Below are 25,005 nucleotides of genomic sequence, written 5' to 3' on the forward strand. Positions count from 1 at the left end.
TCAGTTCCTAACCCCTCATTAAAAGCAGGGTGTGCCAATGCAACAGCACGTTCGGTTTTCAATTGAAGACCAGCCCCTAAAAAAGTTAAATTTTTCCCGATACTATTCTCCTTTATTATTCTATTTTTGTTAAAAAATGAAGATATGATAATTAGTTCAGACCAATACAAAGGTCTTTTAGATCGCCTTGGTGCGTTAAGGAGGTATCTTTGACGTTGATGCCAAGCTTATAGAAATAGAGAACGAGGAAGAAAAGACCTTAGCTCCAGACTTTTGGAACAATCCGCAAGAAGCTCAGGAGCAGATGAAGTTAATCCAATCCAAAAAACAATGGGTAGACGACTTTAATGCTGCGAAAAGCTTGGTTGGTGATTTGGAGATCTTTTTAGAGTTTTACCAAGAAGGAGAAATGTCTGAAAGCGACTTAAGGAGCCACTATGAAAAAACCGTGGATGCTATTGAGAAACTTGAGTTTAAGAACATGCTTTCTTCCGAAGGAGATGAACTTACGGCCGTCCTACAGATTACTGCTGGGGCTGGAGGAACAGAAAGCTGTGATTGGGCCGCCATGTTAATGCGAATGTATATGATGTGGAGCGAAAAACATGGCTACAAGGTAAAAGAACTCAACTACCAAGAAGGGGATGTCGCGGGTATAAAAACCGTGACCCTCGAAATTGAGGGCGATTATGGCTTTGGATGGCTAAAAGGCGAAAATGGCGTGCACCGTTTGGTCCGTATTTCTCCCTTTGATAGTAATGCCAAGCGCCATACCTCTTTTGCTTCAGTATATGTATATCCTTTGGTGGATGATAGTATTGAAATTGATATCAATCCGGCCGATATTGAAATAACCACAGCAAGATCAAGCGGTGCGGGAGGTCAGAATGTCAACAAGGTAGAGACAAAGGTGCAGTTGACCCATAAGCCTACCGGGATTCAAATTTCCTGTTCAGACTCTAGGTCGCAACACGACAATAGAGCTACGGCCTTAAAAATGCTAAAATCGCAACTCTATGAGATAGAATTGCGCAAAAAATTAGAGGCCCGACAAGAAATTGAAGCCACCAAAATGAAAATAGAATGGGGTTCGCAAATAAGAAATTATGTGATGCACCCCTATAAATTGGCGAAAGACGTTCGAACAGGTGAAGAAACGGGCAATGTTGACGCCGTAATGGACGGAAATATAGACCAGTTTCTTAAGGCTTATTTAATGATGATGGGGCAAAAGGATGCTGATTAATCATACTACCTTAGAGCATTCCTTTGAACAATAGAGGAAACCATCATTTTTAAAACCCATAAAATTTTAAAATAATTTAATTGTCAAAAATTAAACCATGATCAAAATTTATCACAATCCCAGATGTAGTAAATCTAGAGAAGGATTAAAATTACTGGAAAATTCGGGCAAGGATTTTCAGGTCATTAAATATCTTGAAGACATTCCTTCAAAAGAGGAACTTCGTACCTTATTGAATTATCTTTCTATCAGCGCCGAAAATTTGGTACGTAAAAATGAAGCTATTTGGAAAGAGAATTTTAAGGGCAAACTACTTTCTGAAGAGGAGATTATAGATGCCATGATTGCGCATCCTAAATTAATAGAACGCCCCATTGTGGTGAATGGCGAAAAGGCGGTTGTAGGGCGACCGACCGAAAAAATAAACGATATTTTAGACTAAGAACCCAAGATTCTTCTCTTATAAAACCACTATAGGCATGCAACAGATCTAATAAGATCATCAACTTGCATGCCTATTTGCAATAAACCACTTCTGACTATTTAACAAACCTTTAACCTTAGCAGGTTAAACCATCCTTTAAATTTAGAATCTTATAAAACAGTTACTATTATGAAAATTAAGAACAAAATATTTTTAAGTTTTTCTTTCATTTTACTATCCTTCCCTGTGGCAAGTGCCCAATACGGTTACGGAAACGGCTATGGGTATGGCAATGGATACGGATATGGTGGCAGACAAAGAAACAGTCTTCCACAGATTCAGGAAACACCAAAAGAGCCAGAAAAGCTAACTGCCCAACAAATGGTAGATGCCGAAATGCTAAATTTGACGGAAATTTTGGGACTAAATGAATTTGAAAAGGCAATTTTAAGTACCACATTAACCAAGTACTTACAAGAACGTATCGAATTACAGATTTTAAAACTCAGTCCCGAAAAAATGAAGGAGGGTTTTGAGAGAATCACAGAAAGACAAGACGAAGATCTTAAATCCGGCCTTCCAATTGAAAAATACGAAGCTTTTGTAGAACTTCAAAAAAACGGATTTAAAAACAAAAAGAAGAAAAAGAAAAACCGAAAAAGAAAATCAAAAGATTAGCATGAAAAGATTACTCCCTATTACCTTATTCTTTATTTCCCTACTCACCTTTGCACAAGGGCCTCAAGACAACCAAAGGCTTGTAAAAATCACGGGGACCGTGTTAGATGAAGAGACCAAAGAACCCTTGGAATACGCCACTCTTGTCTTGCAAAGTGTTAGGAATCCGGATAAGATTACAGGGGGAATCACTAATGCCGAAGGAAAGTTTGAGGTTGAAGCCTCCGCCGGGAACTACAACATCAGCATTGAATATATATCCTTCAGGTCTCACAAGCTTCCGAATTACAGCTTGAGATCTGATACCGAACTCGGCATCATAAACTTAGGGCTCGATGTGGCACAACTCGAGGGGATTGAACTTGTTGGGGAACGGACCACCGTTGAGCTCCGGTTGGATAAGAAAGTATACAACGTAGGTTCCGATCTAACAGTAAAAGGAGGATCTGTGACCGATGTTTTGGGGAATGTACCCTCCGTAAACGTCGATGTGGAAGGAAATATTAGTTTAAGAGGCAATGAAAGCGTCCGCATCCTTATTAACGGTAAGCCCTCTGCCCTATCTGGCCTAAGTCCGGAAGCCCTACAACAGCTACCAGCCGATGCTATTGAAAAGGTAGAAGTCATTACCAACCCATCTGCAAGATACGATGCCGAAGGTACCGCAGGGATCTTAAACATCATTTTAAAACAAAGCAAAACAGCCGGACTGAATGGTTCTGTAAACCTATACGCCGGGAACCCCGATAATTTTGGAGGAGCCGTTAGCTTAAATTTACGACGCGAAAAACTAAACTTTTTCACCAATACCACCTATAGGTACAGAAATGGACCGGGGAACGCCCTTTTTGAACAAGAGAACTTTGACGATAACGGCAATACCCGTAACTATCAAAATGAAATTAGGAAGTACGACAGAAAGGATAAAAGTTTTAACACCAATATCGGATTCGAATTTTTCCTGGACGAGAACAGCAGTATCACCAACTCCCTAGTTTTTGGAAGGTCTAATGGTGATAACACCGTTGCTGTAGATTTCTTTAATTTCGATGCCAATAGAAATCCGACCATCCAAAGAAACAGGTTTACCACTGAGGATGAATTTGAGGAAGAGGTACAGTACTCCTTAAATTATCAGAAAAAATTTGATAAGGACGGACATGAACTAACATTCGATTATCAATATTCGAAAGGTACGGACGATGAGGATTCTGTCATTAGTGAAGTCATCTTGGGCGATAATATAGCCTTGGACACCGAAAAAACCCTAAATGCAGAAACACAAATTACCCAATTACTACAATTAGATTACGTTTTGCCTTTTGGCTCTGACAACCAATCTCAATTTGAATTAGGGTATAGAGGTACTTTTAACAATAACAATACTGATTTTGATTTCGGTATCTTACAAGACAATGGTGCTTTTAATAGTGACCCTAACTTTAGCAATGAATTAAATTACAAGGAGTATGTAAATGCTGCCTACACTCAATTAGGAACTAAAATAGATAAAATCAGTATTCTTGGTGGACTAAGGGTTGAAGCTTCGGACATTGAAATAGAACTCCTTAACAACAACGAAATTTCTAAAAAGAACTATGTCAATTGGTTCCCATCGCTATTCCTAGGATATGAGTTTTCTGAAAAGGAACAGTTAACCCTTAGCTATAGCAAGCGACTTAGAAGACCAAGGTCTAGGTTTATCAACCCATTCCCTTCTAGATCTAGCAACACCAACCTTTTTCAGGGTAATCCAGACTTAGATCCGACCTTTACCAATGCTTTTGACTTAGGGTATTTAAAGCGTTGGGACAAAATTACCTTTAACACCTCTGGATATTTCAATAGATCTACCGGCGTTTTTCAATTTATCACCAAAGAAACTGGAGATTTTGTAAGCATTGAGAATCCGGACGATCCGGAAAATCCAATTGTAGTACCAGTACAGGCCATGACCCCGATTAATTTGGCTACAGAAGACCGCTATGGGATGGAATTTACCACTACTTATACTCCCTTGCGCAATTGGAGGTTAACTTGGAACGTAAATGCTTTCCAAAGGGAAACACAAGGAGATTATATCTACACCAATAGTAATAAGGAAGAAATAGTTCAGAATTTTGATTCTAAAAACTTCTCTTGGTTTACAAGATTCAGTGCCAAATTACCATTACCGGGTAAAATTGACTTTCAAACAAACTTCTTTTATATGGGCGCTTCCAAAAATGCCCAAAGCAATAATAAGGGTATGTTAAGTTCTGACTTAGCTTTGAGCAAGGATGTTTTAAACAAAAAAGGGTCCATTTCGTTGAACGTGGGCGATATTTTTAATACTAGAAAACGCAGAAGGGAAACCAGAACAGAAAACGTATTATCATATAGCGAATTTCAATGGAGAGAAAGACAAGTTACCTTATCTTTTCAGTACCGCTTTAACCAGCCTCTAAACCAGAAGCAAAGGAGCGGACCGGGATCAGGAAACGGTGATAACGATATGGACTTTGGAGGATAATTCCTGAAACAATTAAAATTAAAAGCTGCCCGAAAAGGCAGCTTTTTTTATGTCTTAATTTTAGGCAACCTTTCATGAAGGCCTATAATCGATCAACCCAAATCAGGGAAGTTCAACCAGGAATATTGTCAATCGTTAATTGCTGATTGAAAACCGCGTTAGGGATAGCGGCGGCATCCCCGCAGCAGCGCAAGGGATATAGCCAAAAGCCCGACCGACGAAGGAGGGAACGCCCAAATCCATATCCGTATGAGGACCAAAAACAGCAAAGGTAGTTTCCTAATTAGGCTCGTTCCCTTTTTACAACAAACATATAAAAGCGGTGTGTGGCACTTTTAGAACCACAGAAAAAGAATTAGATACTTCTTCTAAACAAAAAAAGCTGCCCATTGATTATGGACAGCTTCGTTTATTGTAAAAATAAGATATATTTTAAGCGTTTTGCTTTGCTTTTTTAGCGTCGCGCTTTTCTTTCAGAAATTCAAGAAGCGATCCCCCTACCCAATAAGGTATCACAAAAGTCAATAGAAATATCATTAACCAAAAACCGATGGTTAAAATGGTTAAGAAAGCTATAAACCCTAAGTATTGGCCAAAATCGAACATGATAATTTTAATTTTTAAATAACGCTACAAATATATCAAAATCTTATTTGTATATGCAATAACCAACCAAAATATTTTATGATATTTTTAATGAATTTAGCCCTAGAGCAGCCAAATAACCTCAAATAATGCCATTGCCTTGATTTTCTAATAGAAAACTTCTAAAGAGAACGTTTTTAGCTTACTTTAAATTGTTTAAGATAAAATCTAAGGTCTCATTTTTGTTCTTATTTTTCGTATAGGCAATATTGCCGTGAGCAGGCTGCAGAACCAATCCCAATTCTCTCATTCTCAACATAGTGCTTTCGTATTCTAAACTCACTTTCCCCGTCAGCAAAGTATCCATCGATAGCCCGCTTTTATAACGTTTATGTATTTTCCTTAAGCCACTTAAATACAGCCGGTCTTTGGTAAAGCCTCCTCCCCTATGCGCCCTTAAAGTAATCGTAAAGGCATCGTCCCGATTGAGCTTATATTTACTGTGAATCATATCGAAGGTGTCTGCAAAGCTATACCCTTTAATAAGGCTATCGGAAGCCAAAACCCTATAGGCCAACTCTTTTAATCGTTTTAAGGTCAGGGCTCCGCTCATATATTCGCTAAATACCGCCAAGCCCTCCTGAGTCTCCACATTTCTGGGCAGCCCGTTAGAAAAAACTTTTAAGGGTTGTAACATGGCATTATAGGTGGTAACCAAGTGTACTCCTATTTCGTGATTTGCCAAAGTAAGCAACTGGTTTTTACTAAATACCGCATTTTTTTTGATCAAAAGGGACTGCGAACTATTTTGAACCATGGCATCGGCAGCGATACTGGTAGAATAGGCAATATTTAAGGGGAAATTATACTGTTCTACAAAATTTTCAAAAAACAACCTTGCATCTTCCGGAGAATACTTTTTTTCCATATCCTCGGAAAGCGGCTCATCGCTAAAGTGCAGGATAAATTTAGCATTCTGTACATCCTTTTTTGTAGGGGTTCCATAGGTACTCAAGGAGTTGTAAAAAAACTTCTTTCCTTGCCCAATGGTTTCTATGCATTGAATCATATTAGCATAGAAGTAAATCACGTCTTGGTAAAACGCTCGAATCTGCTCATCCTTGATACGATCTATCTGTTGTGAAAAAAACAACTGATGTAACTTATAGGGGTCAAATGGTAGTTTCCGATATTTAAAAACAGGGGACTCCACATATTTAGAAGCAAAAAAGCGTTGCTTCTCGGTTTCTATATTTAAGGGATTTACATAACTGATCAGTTCTATTTTCTTTACTAATTGGTCTAAATTTGCATCAATTTTAAACAATTGCGGGTATTGCAACCGCTTTTCCTTTAGCACTTCTTCTTTACTCATTTTTACATTTATCCTTAATGAGCCCATTCTAGGGCTACTATTAATCAATTCATTCAATTCTATGGCAAATTCAGCCACTTTTATCACCACTCCCCCCTTAGCTGTTTAACACCTAGTTATCTTCCACAATCAAATAAGCTTACTCCTAAACCATCCAAACCACTTTGAAGCGCAATCATAACAGTAACGCCTATCTATCGACCCAACAAAATCGGCAAAGGCCTGCTATAAAGTCTTTGAACCCCATATACCTGCAGCATTAAATAAGCATTTGATTCCCCCCTAAAAAAAACACTGGAAAATAATAACAAAAATTTTAAACTGTTCGCTATAGCGACATTGGAGATACTAAAAACCAAATTTCCTGAGAACTGTAAAGTTGCGACTTTATTATACAAAGAAGGTTTTGTGATTGCATATTGTACCTCTTTATCGATGGTATCATCAAAAAGGAAGGAGACAGTGGTTTTTTGCGCTATACCTTTTTCTGACGCAAAAACACTAGTTATAACAATGCCAACAGTTACCGCCATTAGTAAAGATACTCCAAAAATTATCGGGAAAGTAAAACCTATGGCTTTTAGCGTGCTGATACCGGGAACAGCTGCTACCACTTGTATTGGGAACATCAACATTAAAAGGGCCAAAAATAGCCTAGGCAGCTTAAAAAAAGAGATTCGAATAAATAGATCCGACCTAAAATAAGCGCTATGCTTCTAGACACTCCTAGGAACATAAATCTAAAAAGAAGCCCTATAGACATCTAATAGGGCAAAGAAGGGTTTTTCATAACTTCAAAAAAGAAAGCGCTAATTTACAAGAACAATCCTTTGAAATTACAAACCCCCGAAAAATAATTTATACGTTTCGGGGGAGGGGGTAAAAAATAAGGTTTAATTATACTGCCTTTTTATAGGTGTCGTCCCAATTTTTCACTTTTGGTTCTCCTAATTTACCTACAGATTTGCCTACGATCATAGAAACGGCCGCATCTCCTGTTACGTTCACAACGGTACGGCACATATCCAAGGGGCGATCGACCGCAAAAATCAATGCTAATCCGGCTTCGGGAATTCCGGCTTGTGCCAAAACGATCACCAGCATCACCATCCCTGCTCCTGGGACCGCAGCACTCCCAATAGAGGCCAAGGTAGCTGTTACTATGATCCCCAATTGGGTTGCAAAACTTAAATCCATACCAAAGGCCTGGGCGATAAAAACCGCTGCAACTGCCTGGTATAGGCTCGTACCGTCCATATTGATGGTTGCCCCGATAGGAAGTACAAAGCTTGCCACTTCTTCTTCTACCCCAAGATGTTCTTCTACCCGTTCCATAGTCACCGGCAAGGTCGCGGCGCTAGAACTTGTAGAGAAGGCCAAGAGCTGAGCAGGAGAAATCCCCTTTAAAAAGAAGGAAGGACTTCTTTTGGTAAACACCCAAACAAATAGTACATACACCATGATCATAAGGGTCAGCCCTAGCACTACACATAAGGCATACCATGCCAAGGCTTTAAACAGATCTATGCTGGGCGATTCTACTATTAACGCTGCCAACAAGGCAAATACCCCATAAGGCGCGGCTAACATGATTAGATCGATCAGTTTTAGGATTACTTCGTTAAAACCGTCAAAGAATTTCTTCACAGGACTCGCCTGTTCTTCGGGTATCAAAATCAATCCAACGCCAAAAAAGATAGCAAAAAAGATCACCTGCAACATATTGCCATTATCGCTGGCAGCGCTGAAGATATTGCTGGGCACCAAATCTTCCAAGGCCTGTAAGGGTCCAGATTCTTTTTGCTTATTGGCTTGTGCAATTTTTGAATCTGCATCTCCTTTATAGTTTTCAACAAGCTCAGTTCTAGTCTCTTCACTTATCGAATTCCCTGGCTTTATTAAATTCACAAGGGTCAACCCTATAGATACCGCTATAACCGTGGTAAGAATATAGATCCCTATGGTCCTCCCCCCCATTTTAGAGAGTTTGGAAATATCCTTTAAATCGGAGACTCCTTTTATCAGTGAGCCCAGAATTAACGGAACCGCAATCAACTTTAAGGAATTGATGAAGATATTACCGAATGGCTTAACCCAATCCGAAACGACCTTAGGCCCCCATTCAAATTGAATCATCAGCAATGCAAAAAGCACACCGCCAACCATTCCCAATAAAATTCGCCAATGCAATTCCAGTTTTTTCATAAAAATATTTTTTTAAACTAGTAAGATACTATTTTGCAGCACAAAGCTCCAAGAAAGCCTCTTTATAATTTAATCGTCCTATTTAACAAAGTATAATCTGCCATCACCAATGCGGCCATTGCTTCTACAATGGGCACTGCTCTTGGAACAACACATGGGTCGTGCCTTCCTTTTCCTTGAGTGGCAACTTTATTCCCTTCCTTATCTATAGTATCATATGCTTGTATAACTGTAGCCACAGGCTTAAAGGCTACCTTGAAGTAGATGTCCATACCATTGCTTATACCGCCCTGTATACCACCGCTATAGTTGGTTTTGGTAGTCCCATCGGTATTAAACTGGTCATTATGTGCGCTACCTTTCATTTTTACCCCTTCAAAACCGCTACCATATTCAAATCCCTTCACGGCATTTATAGACAACATGGCCTTTCCCAGTTCTGCATGGAGCTTATCGAATACAGGTTCTCCAAGACCTATCGGGACATTTTGGATCACACAGGTAATGACACCCCCTATTGTATCGCCTTCTTTTTTTATTTTTTTGATATACTCCTCCATTTTGGCGGCAGTCTCTTGATCTGGACAACGTACAGGATTAGACTCTATCAGGGAGAAATCTAATTCCGTATAATTTTTATTCAATTGCAGTTCCCCTACTTGAGAAACAAAGGCGTTTATTTTCATATCGCCCAAAAACTGTTTCGCTATGGCACCGGCCACCACCCTACTGGCGGTTTCACGTGCCGAACTTCGTCCTCCTCCGCGATAATCTCTAAAGCCATACTTCTGATCGTACACATAATCGGCATGGGAAGGTCTGTAAGAATCCTTGATATGCGAGTAATCATGTGATTTCTGATTGGTATTGTGAATAGCAAAACCAATCGGGGTCCCCGTTGTTTTCCCTTCAAAAATCCCGGAATAAAATTCTACCGTATCGGGTTCTTTACGCTGGGTAACAATGGCCGACTGACCTGGTTTACGTCTGTCCAAATCATTTTGAATTGCTTCTATGTCTAAGCTAATTCCTGCCGGACATCCGTCCAACACCCCTCCTATTGCCACACCGTGCGATTCGCCAAAAGTGGTCACTTTAAAAAGGTTCCCAAAAGTATTTCCTGCCATTATCGTAATTAAGTTATTGGTAATATATGAGCTTACTGCCCATCTCATGCGCTAAGCGACCCAAAGGTAAATTTTAAAAAAGAAATACAAAAATTAAGCCTTTCTTATTGTACCTAAAATTTATAAATGACACAAATTAATGGAAACTTAACGTATTCCTGTTTTTAACTTATCACTGCCTTCACCTTCACTTTACACAAAACTCCTTAGTTTGTGTAAATACTTCTACTATTGAAAAAGAGACAGATAGAATTAGCGGTCATTTCAGATGTACATTTAGGTACTTATGGTTGCCATGCCGACGAATTATTAACCTATTTAAGCAGCATCAACCCTAAGACATTAATCCTAAACGGGGATATCATAGATATGTGGCAGTTTAGCAAACATTACTTCCCGGCCTCCCATTTAAGGGTTTTAAGAAAAATTATAGGCATGGCCGCCAATGGCACGGAGGTGTACTATATCACCGGGAACCACGATGAAATGATGCGTAAGTTTAGCGGTGCTTCTTTGGGAAATATACACATCAGGGACAAGTTAATTTTGGATCTTGACGGAAAAAAGGCATGGTTTTTTCACGGTGACGTATTTGATATTTCTATTCAAAATGCAAAATGGCTGGCAAAAATAGGTGCCTACGGCTACGATTTGCTCATTGTACTAAACAAACTAATCAATTGGGGCCTTCTTAAAATGGGCAAAGAGAAATACTCCTTGTCCAAAAAAATAAAGAACAACGTAAAAGGAGCCGTGAAATTTGTCCGGAATTTTGAGGATACCGCTAAGGAACTGGCCATAGCCAATGAGCACGACTATGTTGTTTGTGGTCATATTCACCATCCAAAAAAGGAAATATTCGAAAATGAAAAAGGGAGATGTACTTATTTAAATTCTGGCGATTGGGTAGAAAACCTGACGGCCTTGGAATACACCTTTAAGCGCTGGAAGATATACCGCTACAACGCCGACAAACTATCACCATTCTTTGTAGACGAAGCATTAAAGGCCATGGATATTCACGAATTGATCGCTACTATTACCACCAATATCCCCAAGGACAAAAAAAACAAAAAAGCAAAGAAAGCACCTAAAAAAGAAAAAAAAGGCTCTCAGAAGGGCAATGCCGTACTGTAGAGCCTTTACAAACATATATTTATTACAGTAAAGCTTCCTTAAATATAGATATAGGATGCTTTGCTTTTCTTTCGGTACCATCATAGATTTGATGCCTACAGCTAGTGCCGTTTGCGGCGATAATTACATCGGAGGATGTTTTGCGTACCGCAGGGAACAATTTCAGCTCTCCTACCTGCATACTTATCTGGTAATGTTCCTTTTCGTACCCAAACGACCCTGCCATACCACAGCAGCCAGAGTTGATAATAGACACTTCATAATTCTTGGGCAGGTTTAATATATCAAAAGTCACCTTCTGATTGGAAATAGATTTTTGATGGCAGTGATTATGAATTTTCACGGTTTTCTTTTCCGCAGTAAACAAATCTGCCGTCAACACCCCATTGGCAATTTCTTTGGCCAAAAACTCTTCTATCAAAAAAGAATTATTTGCAATGGCTTCCATCTCTTTTTTATCAAATCCAAAGCGCTTGTATTCATCTCTAAAAGTAAGGACCGCAGAAGGCTCTAGCCCTAATACAGGCAAGCCTTTTTCAGAAAACTCCCGTAGCTTCTCCATGTTTTTCACGGCCAATTTTTTGGCTTGTTTTAAAAAGCCTTTGGAGATATAGGTACGTCCGCTTTCTGCATAAAAAAGCGTCACCTCGTACCCTAAACGCCCCAACACCTCAATAGCATCGCGCCCCAACTCCACATCCAAATAATTTGTAAACTCATCTATATACAACACTACCTTGGAGAGGGATACATTATTCTGATTTTTAACAGTTTTAAGATGACTATCAAAATCAAAGCTTGAGACTTTAGGCAAGCTTCTTTGCGGCGCTACCCCCACCGATTTTTTAAGCAGACCGCCTAATAGTTTTGATTCATACACACTATTGGTAAGTCCGGCCACCTTACTTCCTAAATTATTTAAAGCTGTGTTGTAAGCAAATAGTTTTGCCCTTAAAGGGTAGCCGTTTTCTTCTTGGTACTGATAGAGAAATTCAGCCTTTAAGGTAGCGATATCCACATTACTGGGACATTCACTAGAACATGCTTTACAGCTTAAACACAGGTCAAAAACTTCTTTGAGCTCTTTGTTGTCGAACCGATTCGTTTTTTCGGTACTCGTTAAAAACTCACGCAAGGTATTAGCCCTTCCCCTAGTAGTATCCTTTTCGTTTTTTGTAGCGTGATAACTAGGACACATAGCCCCGGACATATGATGGGTTTTTCTGCAATCGCCACTTCCGTTACATTTTTCTGCGGCTTTTAAAATACCTTCGCTATCCGAAAAATCGAGCAATGTTTCTATTTCCGGTTCTTTCCTATCTACTTCATACCGTAGGGACTCGTCCATGGGGTAAGCCTCTACAATTTTACCTGGGTTAAAAATATTAGTAGGGTCAAAATAGGTTTTAACCCTTTTTAGCAGCTCGTAGTTATTATCGCCTATCATTAAAGGAATAAACTCTGCCCTTACAATACCATCACCATGTTCCCCACTAAAAGATCCGTTGTATTTTTTGGTAAGCTTGGCAACATCTGTTGTAATAGCCCTAAACAAGGCTACATCTTCGGATTTTTTCAGGTTTAGGATAGGTCTTAAATGCAATTCTCCCGCACCGGCATGGGCATAATAGACAGCTTCTTGCTCATAATCCTTCATGATCTGGGAAAATTCACCGATAAAATCTTTTAAATCTTCTAGAGCAACGGCAGTATCTTCAATACAGGCAACGGCCTTACGGTCGCCAACAATATTCCCTAACAGCCCTAGGCCTGCTTTTCTTAATTCTATTGCCTTGTTAATATCGCCTCCTTTTAAAACAGGACTGGCATAGCTTAGCCCAGAAGCCCTTATAGTTTGTAAAAGCTGCTGCAACTGTAGTTCTAAATCTTCTTCGGTATTCGATTTCACCTCTAACATCAACAATGCTGCCGGATCGCCTTCTACGAAGAATCGGTTTTCCAATTGGGTCCGGTTATTTTTGGTACAATCCAAAATCACCTTATCCATCATTTCACAGGTATGCAGGGTGTTAACCATCAAGGGCGCCACATCGCTTAAACAATCCTCCAAGGTCTTATAGTGGGTAACCACCATTGCCGACAAACTAGGCGGAATATCATCGAGCTGCAGAACAATTTCCGTAGTAAACGCCAAGGTCCCTTCACTTCCACTTAATAACTTACACAGGTTTATACCTTCGTCCTCTTGCCCAAATACATTGTTTTTAAGAAGCTCATCAACGGCATACCCAGTATTCCGCCTATGGATTTCAGGCTTGGGAAACTCCCTGATAATCTCTTCTTTTATTTCATTGTTAGACAACTCTTTATGAAGGCTTTTATAAATTTCCCCTTCAAGATTCTCAAGGGACATTTTTCCCAAAAATTCATTTAGGGACAGGGTTTTAAATTCGGCCCTACTCCCATCGGAAAGATACGTTTTTAAAGACACTACCTTGTCTCGGGTAACACCGTACTGAATAGAGGTGGTCCCAGAAGAATTATTCCCTACCATTCCGCCAATCATACAGCGGTTAGAAGTAGAGGTATTGGGTCCAAAAAACAAGTTATATGGTGCTAAAAACAAATTCAGCTCATCGCGAATAACACCTGGTTGTACAGTGACTTGTTTTTTATCGGTATCAACAGAGATTATTTTGGTAAAATACTTGGAAACATCAACCACAATTCCATCTCCCACACACTGACCAGCCAAGGATGTTCCAGCGGTTCTTGGAATTAATCCAATGTTATTTTCTTTTGCAAAAAGAATTATTTCTTCAATATCCTTATCAACTTTTGGATAGGCTACGGCCATGGGTAGTTTTCTGTACACAGAAGCATCGGTCGCATATAGTGTCGTTGTTAATTTATCTATAAACAACTCCCCTTCCAATCGTTCTTTTAATTTATTTAGCATATTTTTATCCACCTAAAACAATTAGGCCACTAAATTAAGTTTTTATTGTTTTAACGAAACCATGAAGTTTCCTTTTTTAAATAATTAATAAATAGAACCCCTTATGTTATGAAAATCCTGAAATTATTTGCTTTATTGCTGTGTTGTTCTTGGTATTCTGGAAATGCCCAAGAAATTTCCGACCATGCGCTTGGATTGCGTCTGGGAGATAGCGATGGTTTTGGAGCTGAGATTTCCTATCAAAAATCGCTCTTTGAGTTCAACCGTTTAGAGGCCAATTTAGGGTGGCGCGATAGTCGTTATTTTGATGCCTTTAAGGTTTCGGCCCTCTACCAATGGATTTTCCCGATAGAAAACAACTTTAACTGGTACTATGGTGCTGGTGCAGGTCTGGGCAATGTTGACTTTGCTCCTGTCCCCGGCAGCGAACCCGGTAATACAAGGACACCAGACGGAGGTCTGTTTGTTTTTGCAGCAGGAGATATTGGGGTCGAATATTCATTTGACATCCCTTTATTGCTTTCTATAGATTTTAGACCGGAAATTGGATTGGCAGGCTATAAAAATTTCTCCGACAATTTTGATTTTGATATCGCCTTGGGGATCCGCTATAAGTTTTAATAAATTCTGCCAGTTGCGCAGTAACTTAGAAGCCATTCCCGGTAGAACCTTATTTTTTTATTTAACATATATAAGTACATTTGCACAATTTAAAAAATTAAAAATGAAAAAAATTATATTATCCCTTGCTGTTATTGTTGGAATAGTTGCCTGTGACAACAAACCAGAAGGTTTTGTTATTAACGGAACACTATCTGGCAATGTAGAGGATGGAACCAAAGTTTTTATTCGTAAGATCAATGAAAACAATCAGCCGTACGATATAGATACCACCATGGTCCAAAATGGAAAATTTAGCATAAGCGGACCTGTAGATGCTCCAGATCTAGCATACCTCTTTGTTGGAGATATCCAGGGATACAGCCCTATCGTTATCGAGAAAGGTGTTATTGAATTTACTGCCCAAAAAGACAGCTTAGGCTTTGCTAAGATAGAGGGTACCCTACAAAACAAAATATTCGGGAAATATATTAAACAATCTCGTGAATTATCGGACAAGGCTATGTCTATCCAAGGCGATTTGCAAAAAGCTACTATGGAAGGCAAAGAGGCTACCGTAAATTCTTTGCGTGATGAGTTTGCAGAATTACAGGAAGAATACAAAAACTTTGAGCTTAATTTTATTAAGGAAAACCCTGAAGGTCTTATTACCGCTTTATTAATAGACAAAGGTGTTAACACTAAAATAATAACCACAGAAGAAGCTCAGCAAATGTACGATGCTTTAACGGCCGAAATCAAGGCAACCGAAGCAGCTAAGAAAATTCAAAAAAGCCTTGATATTGTCAAGGATCGTGAAGCAAAGGGAAAGAGCACTCAAATAGGCGCGGTAGCCCCAGATTTTTCAGGACCAACACCAGATGGTGGAGAGTTGTCTTTAAAAGAGGCTATGGGGAAAGTTACCATCATAGATTTCTGGGCAGCTTGGTGCAAGCCGTGTAGAGTAGAAAACCCGAATGTGGTTAATATCTACAACAAATACCACAGTAAAGGTCTAAATATTATTGGTGTTTCTTTAGACAGAAAGGCCGAGGATTGGAAAAAAGCCATTGCCGATGACAAACTTACTTGGAACCATATTTCCAGCTTGGACTATTTTGATGATGCCATCGCTCGCCTATATAATATTGACGCAATTCCTGCGACCTTTATCTTGGACGAAAACGGTGTTATTATTGCAAAAAACCTAAGAGGACCTGCATTAGAGGCAAAAATAGCCGAGCTTTTACAGTAAAAAACACTGTTCCTAATTATTCCTAAAAAGGCTCATAACCATTTTGTTATGAGTCTTTTTTTTGCGTTTATTTTTATAAAAAAGACCATTCCCCGCACCCCTATTAAGATGCAACAACCTATAGATCCCCTGCGATATTACTAAAACGGCCCCTAAAAAAGACACCCTATTAATACCGCTCAGCAGATGAATCCAAAAACCATGAGAAGCGGTCGCTGTTATTCTAAATACCTTATGGTCCATAATAAGAACAATAATTTGGGCGTTCCCCTAACGGGGCGGGCTCTTCGCTATATCCCTTGCCCTGCTGCGGGGATGTCGCTGCGATCCCTAACGCGAAAATAATACAACAGTAAACCGTATATTTTTAATGCTTAAAGCATCGTTTTCTTAAATTTTACTACTAAGAACCTAATCCCTAGGAATCTCCCTAAAAACATATTTAGTAAAAAGGGAAAAATTCATCACAATGGGCCCTCTAGACACTGATAGCTATACTTTATTTTTTCCCTGGTGTAAGAAACTATCAAAACCACTGCTAATACTGCCTCAGAAAAACCTATCTTAATTTATTTCTTTTTTACAAGTAAGAATAATACTATATAATTCCTTATATTGTAACATAGATATAGTTTTCTACCAAGAAAAGACACAAGGTCAGCCGTTGATTGTATTCATAAAATCAACGCTGTCTTCCATAGCACTACATGGCAAGGAACACGAAATTAGGAAATTGGCTTTTGAGCGGTTAAATTAATAAAACACCCTAGCTCAATTTAGCTCGAGAAAGGATCTCGCTAGTTTTTCTAAGTATTTTTATGGAGTATACTTTCTCTCATTTACAAAAGGGTTATTATCGGCATCGTTTTAAATGACGATCAAAAGCATTTATTAGAAGAAAAAACAAACAAAATGCAACAGCATTAAAATAAAAAACCCACTAAGCAACCTTTAACAAAACCCTCTAGTTCCTAAAATAAACAAACTGCAATCAGGCATCGAGTGTAGGGAGAAACCCTGATTGGTTTGTGCTGTTAGGGAAGTTAAAAAAAAGAATGCCCCACATTTTCTTTAGGAACTAAAAATATAGGGAAGCCTTTTAAAAAGCCCCCCTATCTGTTTTACTTTCTATGTTAGTGTTATAGGATTGTATTAAAGCTTCCCTAGTTTCCCTAAAACAAATAGGATAATGATCGGAATTGCCAATAATAGCACCATCCAAGTATCTGTAAGTAACAGTTCCGGTTTAAATAATAAGGTCGTCAAATATCCACCGATTGCCCCTCCAAAATGGGCCGTATGACCAATATTCCCCAATCTGTTTTTCATTCCATAGATAGAATAGAACAAATACAAAATTCCCAGGACATAAGCTGGCAACGGAATTGGAATAAACATAATTCCCAAACGCATATCGGGTTGCAACAATATAGCTGCATATAAAATACCCGTCACGGCCCCACTGGCACCGACAGCACTGTAAAAAGGTTCTTTTTTATGAAAAAACAAGGCCAAAATACTTCCGGCGACCAGGCTGATAAAATATATGATCCCAAATTTAGCCGGCCCCAACCAACCAATCACCACATCGGCGAAAAAATATAAGGTAAACATATTAAAGAAAAGGTGGGAAAGATCTACATGCAGAAAACCAGAAGTAATCATTCTGTCTTTTTGCCCAGCTTGTATCGCCCCAACTCCAAATTTATAACGCTCAAAAAATGATTGATCCTTAAACCCCTTAAAGGATGCCAGGACATTGGCGGCCATAATAGCCATAGTTGCCAAATGTATATTATTCATGTATAAAACAATTAATTTTGGTTCCAAATATAGTTATATTTGCCCTAATTTAAATTTCATGCAGCTTTTAGTATATCTTTTGGCCTACCCTTTTTTATGGCTTATTTCCATATTGCCTTTTAGGTTATTTTACCTCTTTTCCGACTTTATATATGTGTTGGTTTTTCATGTTGTCGGCTACCGTAAGGAAGTCGTTTACAACAATTTAAAACTTGTATTCCCCAAAAAAACCGAAGAAGAAATTCTTAAGATCCGGAGAGGTTTTTACCATCATATGTGCGACACTTTCCTAGAAATGGTAAAGACAATGTCGCTTTCTAAAAAAGAAGCTTTTAGGCGTTTTAAAATAACCAATATTGAGGTGTTACAGGATATTTCAAAAAACAAAAGCGTCCTTGTAGTTTGCTCACACTATGCCAATTGGGAGTGGTTAATTAGTACCAATAACCATGTAGATACCAAGGGTTATGGAGTATATCAAAAAGTAGGCAATAAGCATTTCGATCGCTTGATAAAAAAAATTCGGGCGAAATGGAATACGGAGCTAATTTCGCAAAGAGAAACCGTAAAAACAGTCGTCGGAAATGCCAGAAACGGAGTTTTAGCTGTGTATGGAATGGTAAGCGACCAGTCTCCTAGGGTTACAAAAAACCAATATTGGCGAGAATTCATGGGGGTTAAGGTTCCTGTTTTCAACGGGCCTGAAAATTTAGCCAAAAAATTAGACCTAGCCGTTTTATTCATGAAGGTAAGCAAAGTAAAAAGAGGGTATTATTCTGCTGAAATCATTCCTATCACCCTTTCTGGAAAAGATACCGAGAAAAATGAAATTACGGACGAGTTTTTCAGACTCACCGAAAATCAAATTAAGGAAAGGCCAGAACATTACCTTTGGTCGCATAGACGTTGGAAGCATCGGGATAAAGTTCCGAAGGAGTACCAATAGGCCCTCCTAAGCTACTTCCCTTTAAATTCTACTGGCTTAAAACTCCGCAGCAAGACCGGACCTTTCCTTTGCTAGTGGGGTAAAACTATTATGGCTTCATTTAAATTCGCATTTGATATGCTACATCAGGATTTTAAACTTATCCCTTGATCTTAATTGCACACAGTAATAGCAAATTACTACCGAAACCGACTTCTTTTTAAAGCATATAACTTACTTCCGAGAAAAAAATATGCTTTGTCTTGAATAGACCCCTTAACTGCCCTTTTGTATAAAAGTTTAGGAATTCTATTTGTCTATCACTCTCCTAAACTGAATATCAATGAACTAGAGAAATTCGGTTAAATACATTGCTAAATTTTGCAGTTTTACAATTTAAATATACCTTCAAAGCTGTAACACTAAAAACAGCTATCAGGCCCATGGATATTTTGCAAACCTTATATAACGAAATCATTGGATTTCTCGGAGTCTCACAGGTATGGGAGATATTAAAAACCGGGAACTACAGTAGTTTTACCACCTATGAGGGTATAGTAGCCTTAATATACCCCATAATTCCTTTGCTGATTCTCCTTGAATTTATACTAGGGTTAGTCTACAAGAAACCACAAACCAAGGTATATAAAGTCAATTTTCTTATCTATATCTTTAATAGATTCATTGGAAGGTTCATCGCAATTGCCATGGTTGTATTAATCATAGGAGCATTGCAATCCTATGCCTTGTTTCAAACCGAAATGACGTGGTATTGGTTTATTTACGGCTATATCATTTGGGAGTTTGGGCACTTTATCTACCATTACTTGGGTCATAAAGTGCGATTATTCTGGTGTTTGCATTCTACCCACCATGCCCCCGAGGAAATGAATCTTTCGGTAACCCATGCACATTTTTTTCTGGAAGCTCCTTATGCGGATACGATAAGAACAACGGTTTGTATTTTATTGGGAGTAGATCCTGCCCTGCTTTTTTTAATTATGTTTATTGATGGTACTTACGGAGCATTTATCCATGTGGGAGAGAATTTGATGAAAAATGGCCGAATGGGTTTTCTGAACAAAATAATCTTAACCCCATCGCACCATAGGGTACATCATGCTAAAAACCCACTATATATGGATACCAACTTTTGTAATCTATTAAATATATGGGATAAGCTTTTCGGCACCTATCAAAATGAGGAAGCAGATATTGCGATTGAATATGGTATCACCCGAGAAATAAATTCGGGCAATTTTTTGGATGTTTATTTCGGTGAATTTGTTGCCTTGTTCAAGGACATCGCAAGGGCACCAGGCTTAAAAAACAAGCTTTTGTATACCGTAATGCCTCCCGGATGGAGCCATACGGGAGAACATCAAACGGCAAAAATTGTAAGGAACGCGCATTTACAACAAAACATTCCTTCACAAAAAAAGGTGGCTAAGGTGTAAACACCAAAGTGGCCATAATAATACAATGATCGGTAGCATAGTTTTCACATAGCACCTCATAAGCTATAACCTTCCATTTTTGGGGCATATTCACTAAAATATGGTCAATACAAACCGATGGGTTTTCTGAAGGCCAAGTCGGCTTAAAAGCTTCCGGATGTGCTGTTTTCGTATATTCCTTCTGTAAAATCCTCATAGGTTCGCTGTCGGTTTCAGCATTTAAATCGCCCACAATAAGGGTTGGCAAAGGGGAGTCTTTAAAGGTATCTACCAAGGCCTTTGCTTGCATCACTCTATCCGTATCATCTTCTAAATGATCTAAATGTGTTGCCACAAATTGGATGGTATTTCCTTGTTGGGTCTTTACCCTAGTTACCAAGGCTGCCCGTGGCTCTGAAGTGGGCAAATGCGGCAATGCTACATTTTCACTACCAATAAAGCTATATTGGGACAAAACCCCTTCCCCGTATTCTCCGCCATCATAATACATGGCCCGGCCAAAAAGGGATGCCATTTTTGTCCTATATCCAAGCTCTGTAGGCAAATCGTACTCCTTGGCCCTTTTGGTTTTAAAATCTACCTCCTGCATGGCCACCAAATGGGGCTTATAATGGTTAATGACCCCGGCAAGGGTATCTAGATTAAAATCGTTTTTTGTGGTGGCCCCATGTAAGATATTAAAGCTCATCACCCTCAAGGTATCGGCCTGGGCACTGCTGTAAAGAGACAGGCTAGCTACAAAAACAAAAAGAGATATTTTTAAATTGGTCAGATTCATATGTTGATTTTATTGTTTTTAAAGATCATATGTAATTGGCATCGTTGAATTCGTAATTACAAACAGTTTTCGGTTATGCCCATTTCATATCTTATAAAAAATAGGGCCGGCAGTATAAAACCCCGACCCTTAGCTAAACTTTATCTGTGTTAGATTCCTGCTACCGTTTTTATTTCGGCGATAATCCTATCGGCCAAAGCATCAGCATCGGCCTGACTCTTGGCCTCGGTATAAATCCTGATAATAGGTTCGGTATTGGATTTTCTCAAATGCACCCAATTCTCTGGAAAATCAATTTTCACCCCATCAATGGTAGAAATTTCTTCATCCTTATATTTTCCGGCCATGGCGGTTAAAATACCATCGACATCCAATCCTGGGGTTAATTCAATTTTCTTTTTGCTCATAAAGTAACTAGGATAACTAGCTCTTAGCTCGCTAACCGTACCTCCTCTTTCTGCCATCAGCATTAAGAACAAGGCTGTCCCTACAAGCGAATCCCTACCGTAATGGCTTTCTGGGTAAATGATCCCTCCATTACCTTCACCGCCTATAATGGCGTTATTGGCTTTCATCTTGGCTACTACATTTACTTCTCCTACTGCCGAAGCCTCATAAGAACCTCCGTGTTTTAAGGTAATATCCCTTAGCGCTCTCGAAGAAGAAAGGTTAGACACGGTATTTCCTTTCGTTTTTCCCAAAACATAATCGGCACAAGCAACCAAAGTATACTCTTCCCCGAACATTTCTCCTTCATTGGTTATAAAGGCCAAACGGTCTACATCCGGATCTACAACAATTCCAAAATCGGCCTTTTCTTTCACTACCAGCTCACAAATATCGCCTAGATGTTCTTTTAAAGGTTCTGGGTTATGCGGAAAATGTCCGGTAGGGTCACAATAAAGTTCCACTACCTCAACGCCAAGTTCTTTTAGCAATTTTGGAATGGCAATCCCTCCGGTAGAGTTCACGCCGTCGACTACCACCTTAAATTTGGCAGCTTTAATAACTTCTGCATCCACCAATGGCAGGTCTAACACCTCATCGATATGGATATCTATATAAGAATCATTTCTGGTGATACTTCCTAAATCGTCTACCTCAGAAAAAACAAAGGCTTCCTGTTCTGCTATTGCCAAAATTTTAGCTCCTTGTGCGGCATCTAAAAACTCGCCTTTCTCGTTTAACAATTTTAAGGCATTCCACTGTTTTGGGTTATGGCTTGCAGTAAGAATGATCCCACCATCGGCCTTTTCTAAGGGAACGGCAATCTCTACGGTAGGAGTGGTAGAAAGGTCTAGATCTATAATATCTATTCCAAGACCTACAAGGGTTGATACCACAAGGTTTTGTATCATTTCTCCAGACAAACGAGCATCCCTACCGATCGCGACGGTTAATTTTTCTTTATTGGAATACTCCTTTAGCCAAATTCCGTACGCGGCTGCAAATTTTACCGCATCAATAGGAGTTAAGTTATCTCCTGGCTGCCCGCCAATGGTTCCTCGAATACCAGAAATCGATTTTATTAAAGTCATAGTGTATGTTAATGTTTTTTTACAAATATAAGAGATAGGCTTAAAACCTAGCCTCTTAATTCGTAAATTCGAATTTAATAACATTTCTAGCTATTTATGAATTTTTTAGCACACATATACTTATCCTTTAATAACGATAATTTAACTATTGGAAATTTTATAGCGGATAGTATTAGGGGTAATAAATACTTGCAATTTCCGGAGGAGATACAAAAAGGGATTCTATTACACCGTGCTATTGATAGTTTTACCGATGCCCACCCAACGTTTCGTAAAAGCACCAAACGCCTACATCCCAACTACAGTCATTATAGCGGGGTCATTGTAGATATCTACTATGACCATTTCCTTGCTAAAAACTGGGCAGCCTATTGCGATATTCCCTTGGTTGACTATACCGAAAATTTTTATGCCCTTTTAGAAAACCACTATAGCATACTCCCAGAACGGGTACAACATATGATGCCCTATATGGTTTCTGACAACTGGATCTATAATTATTCTAAACTAAAAGGTATTTCTACAGCCCTGACCAATATAAACCGACGTACAAAATACAAATCCAACATGCATTTGGCCATTGGTGACTTAGAGGAACACTACGCCGATTTTGAAGCTGAATTCACCTCTTTTTTTGAAGAATTGATAAACTTTTCCAAACAAAAGCACCACTCCTTAAAAACAGGAAAAAGTGTGTTTTAAAAGTCAAACAAAACAATATATGCAAGCAAAACATTTTTTTAGCATTCTATTTATCCTTTCTCTAATGGGTTGTAGGCAAGAGACAAAGCCTCTTACAGGTTTAGTCACTGAAAAGGCGATGGTGGTTTCTGCCCGAGAAGAAGCTTCCAAAATTGGGACGGCCATTTTACAAAAAGGCGGCAATGCCTTTGACGCCATGGTAGCCACGGAATTGGCTTTGGCCGTTGCCTATCCCTATGCGGGAAATATTGGTGGCGGTGGATTTATGGTATACCGAAAGGCCAATGGCGAGACTGGTGGATTAGATTATAGGGAAAAAGCCCCATTGGCTGCCCATAAGGATATGTATTTAGATTCTTTAGGCAATGTAATCCCCAACAAAAGCACCTTAGGGGCTACTGCTGTTGGAGTACCAGGAACTGTAGCCGGAGTGATGGCCGTTCACGAAAAGTTTGGTACCCTAAGTCTAAAAGAAATTTTAGCCCCAGTGATTCAATTAGCCGAAAAAGGCGTAGTGGTTACCCAAAAACAAGCAGATCGATTGGCAGAATACCAGGATATTTTTATACAAGTAAACGGAGATAGTACCTTTTTTGCCAAAACCTACCACGCTGGGGATACTATAAAATATCCTGCCTTGGGTTGGACCATGAAAAAAATTTCAGATCAGGGGAAGGCCGGATTTTATAAGGGAGAGGTAGCCCAAAAACTAGCCCATTTCATTCAGGCGAATGGCGGTTATGTTACCGAAGAAGATTTGGCCAAGTACGAGGCTAAATGGCGCGACCCTATTGAATTTGAATATAAGGAGCTTAAAATCATTTCTATGAGTCCCCCTAGCAGTGGCGGATTTACCATACATCAAATCTTTAAAATGATGGAGCCATATAAGGTGTCCGAGTTTGGTCATAATTCTGCCAAAACCATTCAGCTGTTTACCGAAGCTTCGCGCAGGGCTTATGCCGATAGAAACTACTATTTAGGGGATCCGGATTATGTGGACATTCCTATGGAAGCCTTGTTAAATGAAGGCTATTTAAAGGAAAGGATGCAGGATTTTTCCTTTGAGAAAGCTACAAAATCATCTGAGGTAGCCCACGGCGAGGTCCAAATAACCGAAAGTACCGAAACCACCCACTACTCTATTGTAGACCAATATGGAAATGCAGTTTCTGCGACCACGACCATTAATGGTGGCTATGGCTCTAAATTGTATTGCGATGAACTCGGCTTTTTTCTAAATAATGAGATGGATGATTTCAGTGCCAAACCAGGAGTCCCCAATATGTTCGGATTGGTAGGGGCCGAAGCCAATAGTATTGCGCCAGAAAAACGTATGCTGAGCAGTATGACTCCGACCATAGTAGAAAAAGACGACAAACTATGGATGGTTGTCGGCACACCGGGAGGTTCTACCATTATTACGGCAGTAGCCCAAACCATATTAAATACCTATGAATTTGGCATGGGCATGCAAGCGGCTGTCAACGCTCCCCGTTTTCACCATCAATGGCTACCCGATGCCATTGTTTTTGAGCCTAATGGATTTGCCCCCAAACTCATTCACGAGCTTAAAGCAAAAGGGTACCATATTAACGAACAAAACAATCCGATCATAGGAAAAGTCGATGCCATCTTAGTACTGCCCAATGGCAGCTTGGAGGGAGGCGCCGACAAGCGTGGTGATGATACCGCTGTAGGGTTTTAAAAATGAGAAACAACTACCATTATTCACTAG

Annotated in this window: 19 protein-coding genes; 12 read left to right on the top strand and 7 right to left on the bottom strand. The window is 39.3% G+C overall.

Annotated elements, in window-relative coordinates; genetic code table 11:
• The first annotated feature begins 147 nt into the window (after nt 1-147).
• The 4 genes from prfB to BUA16_RS04765 all read left to right on the top strand — a co-directional run bounded on the left by prfB (nt 148) and on the right by BUA16_RS04765 (nt 4,860).
• Nucleotides 148-1,246, top strand: a protein-coding gene (gene prfB / locus BUA16_RS04750) for a peptide chain release factor 2 (protein WP_143150462.1) whose coding sequence is annotated in 2 segments (ribosomal slippage) — nt 148-210 and nt 212-1,246 — 1,098 coding nt in all. Because the reading frame shifts where the segments join, the coding sequence is not laid out codon by codon here.
• A 97-nt stretch (nt 1,247-1,343) separates the two neighbouring features.
• Nucleotides 1,344-1,688 (top strand): arsenate reductase (glutaredoxin), encoded by a 345-nt coding sequence (gene arsC, locus BUA16_RS04755; RefSeq protein ID WP_072763501.1) that lies wholly within the window; start codon nt 1,344-1,346, stop codon nt 1,686-1,688.
• Nucleotides 1,689-1,859: 171 nt separating this feature from the next.
• Nucleotides 1,860-2,348 carry a hypothetical protein gene (locus tag BUA16_RS04760; protein ID WP_072763502.1) on the top strand — a complete coding sequence of 163 codons (489 nt, stop codon included), beginning with the start codon at nt 1,860-1,862 and terminating at the stop codon, nt 2,346-2,348.
• 1 nt (nt 2,349) lies between these two features.
• Complete coding sequence (locus BUA16_RS04765; RefSeq protein ID WP_072763503.1) at nt 2,350-4,860, top strand: TonB-dependent receptor; 2,511 nt, start codon at nt 2,350-2,352, stop codon at nt 4,858-4,860.
• Nucleotides 4,861-5,647: 787 nt separating this feature from the next.
• Here BUA16_RS04765 and BUA16_RS04770 read toward each other — a convergent pair.
• Nucleotides 5,648-6,820, bottom strand: coding sequence for a peptidase MATCAP family protein (locus BUA16_RS04770; RefSeq protein WP_072763591.1), 1,173 nt, complete (start codon nt 6,818-6,820; stop codon nt 5,648-5,650).
• Nucleotides 6,821-7,333: 513 nt separating this feature from the next.
• Between BUA16_RS04770 and BUA16_RS04780 the strand changes: the two genes are divergently transcribed.
• Complete coding sequence (locus BUA16_RS04780) at nt 7,334-7,525, top strand: hypothetical protein (protein WP_072763505.1); 192 nt, start codon at nt 7,334-7,336, stop codon at nt 7,523-7,525.
• Between the two features lie 192 nt (nt 7,526-7,717).
• Here BUA16_RS04780 and BUA16_RS04785 read toward each other — a convergent pair whose 3' ends face one another.
• Nucleotides 7,718-9,025, bottom strand: a complete 1,308-nt coding sequence (locus BUA16_RS04785) for a dicarboxylate/amino acid:cation symporter (protein ID WP_072763506.1) — start codon at nt 9,023-9,025, stop codon at nt 7,718-7,720.
• Nucleotides 9,026-9,087: 62 nt separating this feature from the next.
• Nucleotides 9,088-10,152 carry a chorismate synthase gene (aroC, locus tag BUA16_RS04790; RefSeq protein WP_072763592.1) on the bottom strand — a complete coding sequence of 355 codons (1,065 nt, stop codon included), beginning with the start codon at nt 10,150-10,152 and terminating at the stop codon, nt 9,088-9,090.
• 231 nt (nt 10,153-10,383) lie between these two features.
• On the opposite strand from aroC, the gene BUA16_RS04795 reads away from it, so the two are divergent.
• A complete protein-coding gene (locus BUA16_RS04795; RefSeq protein WP_072763507.1) occupies nt 10,384-11,289 on the top strand; it encodes a UDP-2,3-diacylglucosamine diphosphatase in 906 nt (301 codons plus the stop codon).
• A gap of 22 nt (nt 11,290-11,311) precedes the next feature.
• Here the strand turns inward: BUA16_RS04795 and BUA16_RS04800 are convergent, their stop codons facing one another.
• A complete protein-coding gene (locus tag BUA16_RS04800) occupies nt 11,312-14,209 on the bottom strand; it encodes an FAD-binding and (Fe-S)-binding domain-containing protein (RefSeq protein WP_245795519.1) in 2,898 nt (965 codons plus the stop codon).
• A 108-nt stretch (nt 14,210-14,317) separates the two neighbouring features.
• On the opposite strand from BUA16_RS04800, the gene BUA16_RS04805 reads away from it, so the two are divergent.
• Complete coding sequence (locus BUA16_RS04805) at nt 14,318-14,830, top strand: hypothetical protein (protein WP_072763509.1); 513 nt, start codon at nt 14,318-14,320, stop codon at nt 14,828-14,830.
• Between the two features lie 103 nt (nt 14,831-14,933).
• On the top strand, nt 14,934-16,064 hold the full coding sequence (locus BUA16_RS04810) for a TlpA disulfide reductase family protein (RefSeq protein ID WP_072763593.1): 1,131 nt from the start codon (nt 14,934-14,936) through the stop codon (nt 16,062-16,064).
• Nucleotides 16,065-17,216: 1,152 nt separating this feature from the next.
• Here BUA16_RS04810 and BUA16_RS04820 read toward each other — a convergent pair.
• The gene (locus BUA16_RS04820) at nt 17,217-17,867 is read right to left on the bottom strand and encodes a rhomboid family intramembrane serine protease (protein WP_072763511.1); all 651 of its coding nucleotides are present in this window, start codon (nt 17,865-17,867) and stop codon (nt 17,217-17,219) included.
• A 58-nt stretch (nt 17,868-17,925) separates the two neighbouring features.
• Between BUA16_RS04820 and BUA16_RS04825 the strand changes: the two genes are divergently transcribed.
• Both BUA16_RS04825 and BUA16_RS04830 read left to right on the top strand, forming a co-directional pair.
• Nucleotides 17,926-18,813, top strand: a complete 888-nt coding sequence (locus BUA16_RS04825; RefSeq protein ID WP_072763594.1) for a lysophospholipid acyltransferase family protein — start codon at nt 17,926-17,928, stop codon at nt 18,811-18,813.
• 422 nt (nt 18,814-19,235) lie between these two features.
• Complete coding sequence (locus BUA16_RS04830) at nt 19,236-20,249, top strand: sterol desaturase family protein (RefSeq protein WP_072763595.1); 1,014 nt, start codon at nt 19,236-19,238, stop codon at nt 20,247-20,249.
• On the opposite strand, the gene BUA16_RS04835 is transcribed toward BUA16_RS04830, so the two are convergent.
• Together BUA16_RS04835 and glmM are read right to left on the bottom strand one after the other, a co-directional pair.
• Nucleotides 20,239-21,027, bottom strand: a complete 789-nt coding sequence (locus BUA16_RS04835) for an endonuclease/exonuclease/phosphatase family protein (protein ID WP_072763512.1) — start codon at nt 21,025-21,027, stop codon at nt 20,239-20,241. The genes BUA16_RS04830 and BUA16_RS04835 overlap by 11 nt on opposite strands.
• 149 nt (nt 21,028-21,176) lie before the next feature.
• Nucleotides 21,177-22,565 carry a phosphoglucosamine mutase gene (gene glmM, locus BUA16_RS04840; RefSeq protein ID WP_072763513.1) on the bottom strand — a complete coding sequence of 463 codons (1,389 nt, stop codon included), beginning with the start codon at nt 22,563-22,565 and terminating at the stop codon, nt 21,177-21,179.
• A gap of 96 nt (nt 22,566-22,661) precedes the next feature.
• Between glmM and BUA16_RS04845 the strand changes: the two genes are divergently transcribed.
• Together BUA16_RS04845 and ggt are read left to right on the top strand one after the other, a co-directional pair.
• Nucleotides 22,662-23,267 (top strand): acyl carrier protein phosphodiesterase, encoded by a 606-nt coding sequence (locus BUA16_RS04845; protein WP_072763514.1) that lies wholly within the window; start codon nt 22,662-22,664, stop codon nt 23,265-23,267.
• A 64-nt stretch (nt 23,268-23,331) separates the two neighbouring features.
• Nucleotides 23,332-24,975 (top strand): gamma-glutamyltransferase, encoded by a 1,644-nt coding sequence (gene ggt, locus BUA16_RS04850; protein ID WP_245795521.1) that lies wholly within the window; start codon nt 23,332-23,334, stop codon nt 24,973-24,975.
• Nucleotides 24,976-25,005: the final 30 nt, after the last annotated feature.

Origin of the sequence: Arenibacter nanhaiticus, assembly GCF_900141935.1 — a bacterium.
GTDB lineage: Bacteria > Bacteroidota > Bacteroidia > Flavobacteriales > Flavobacteriaceae > Arenibacter > Arenibacter nanhaiticus.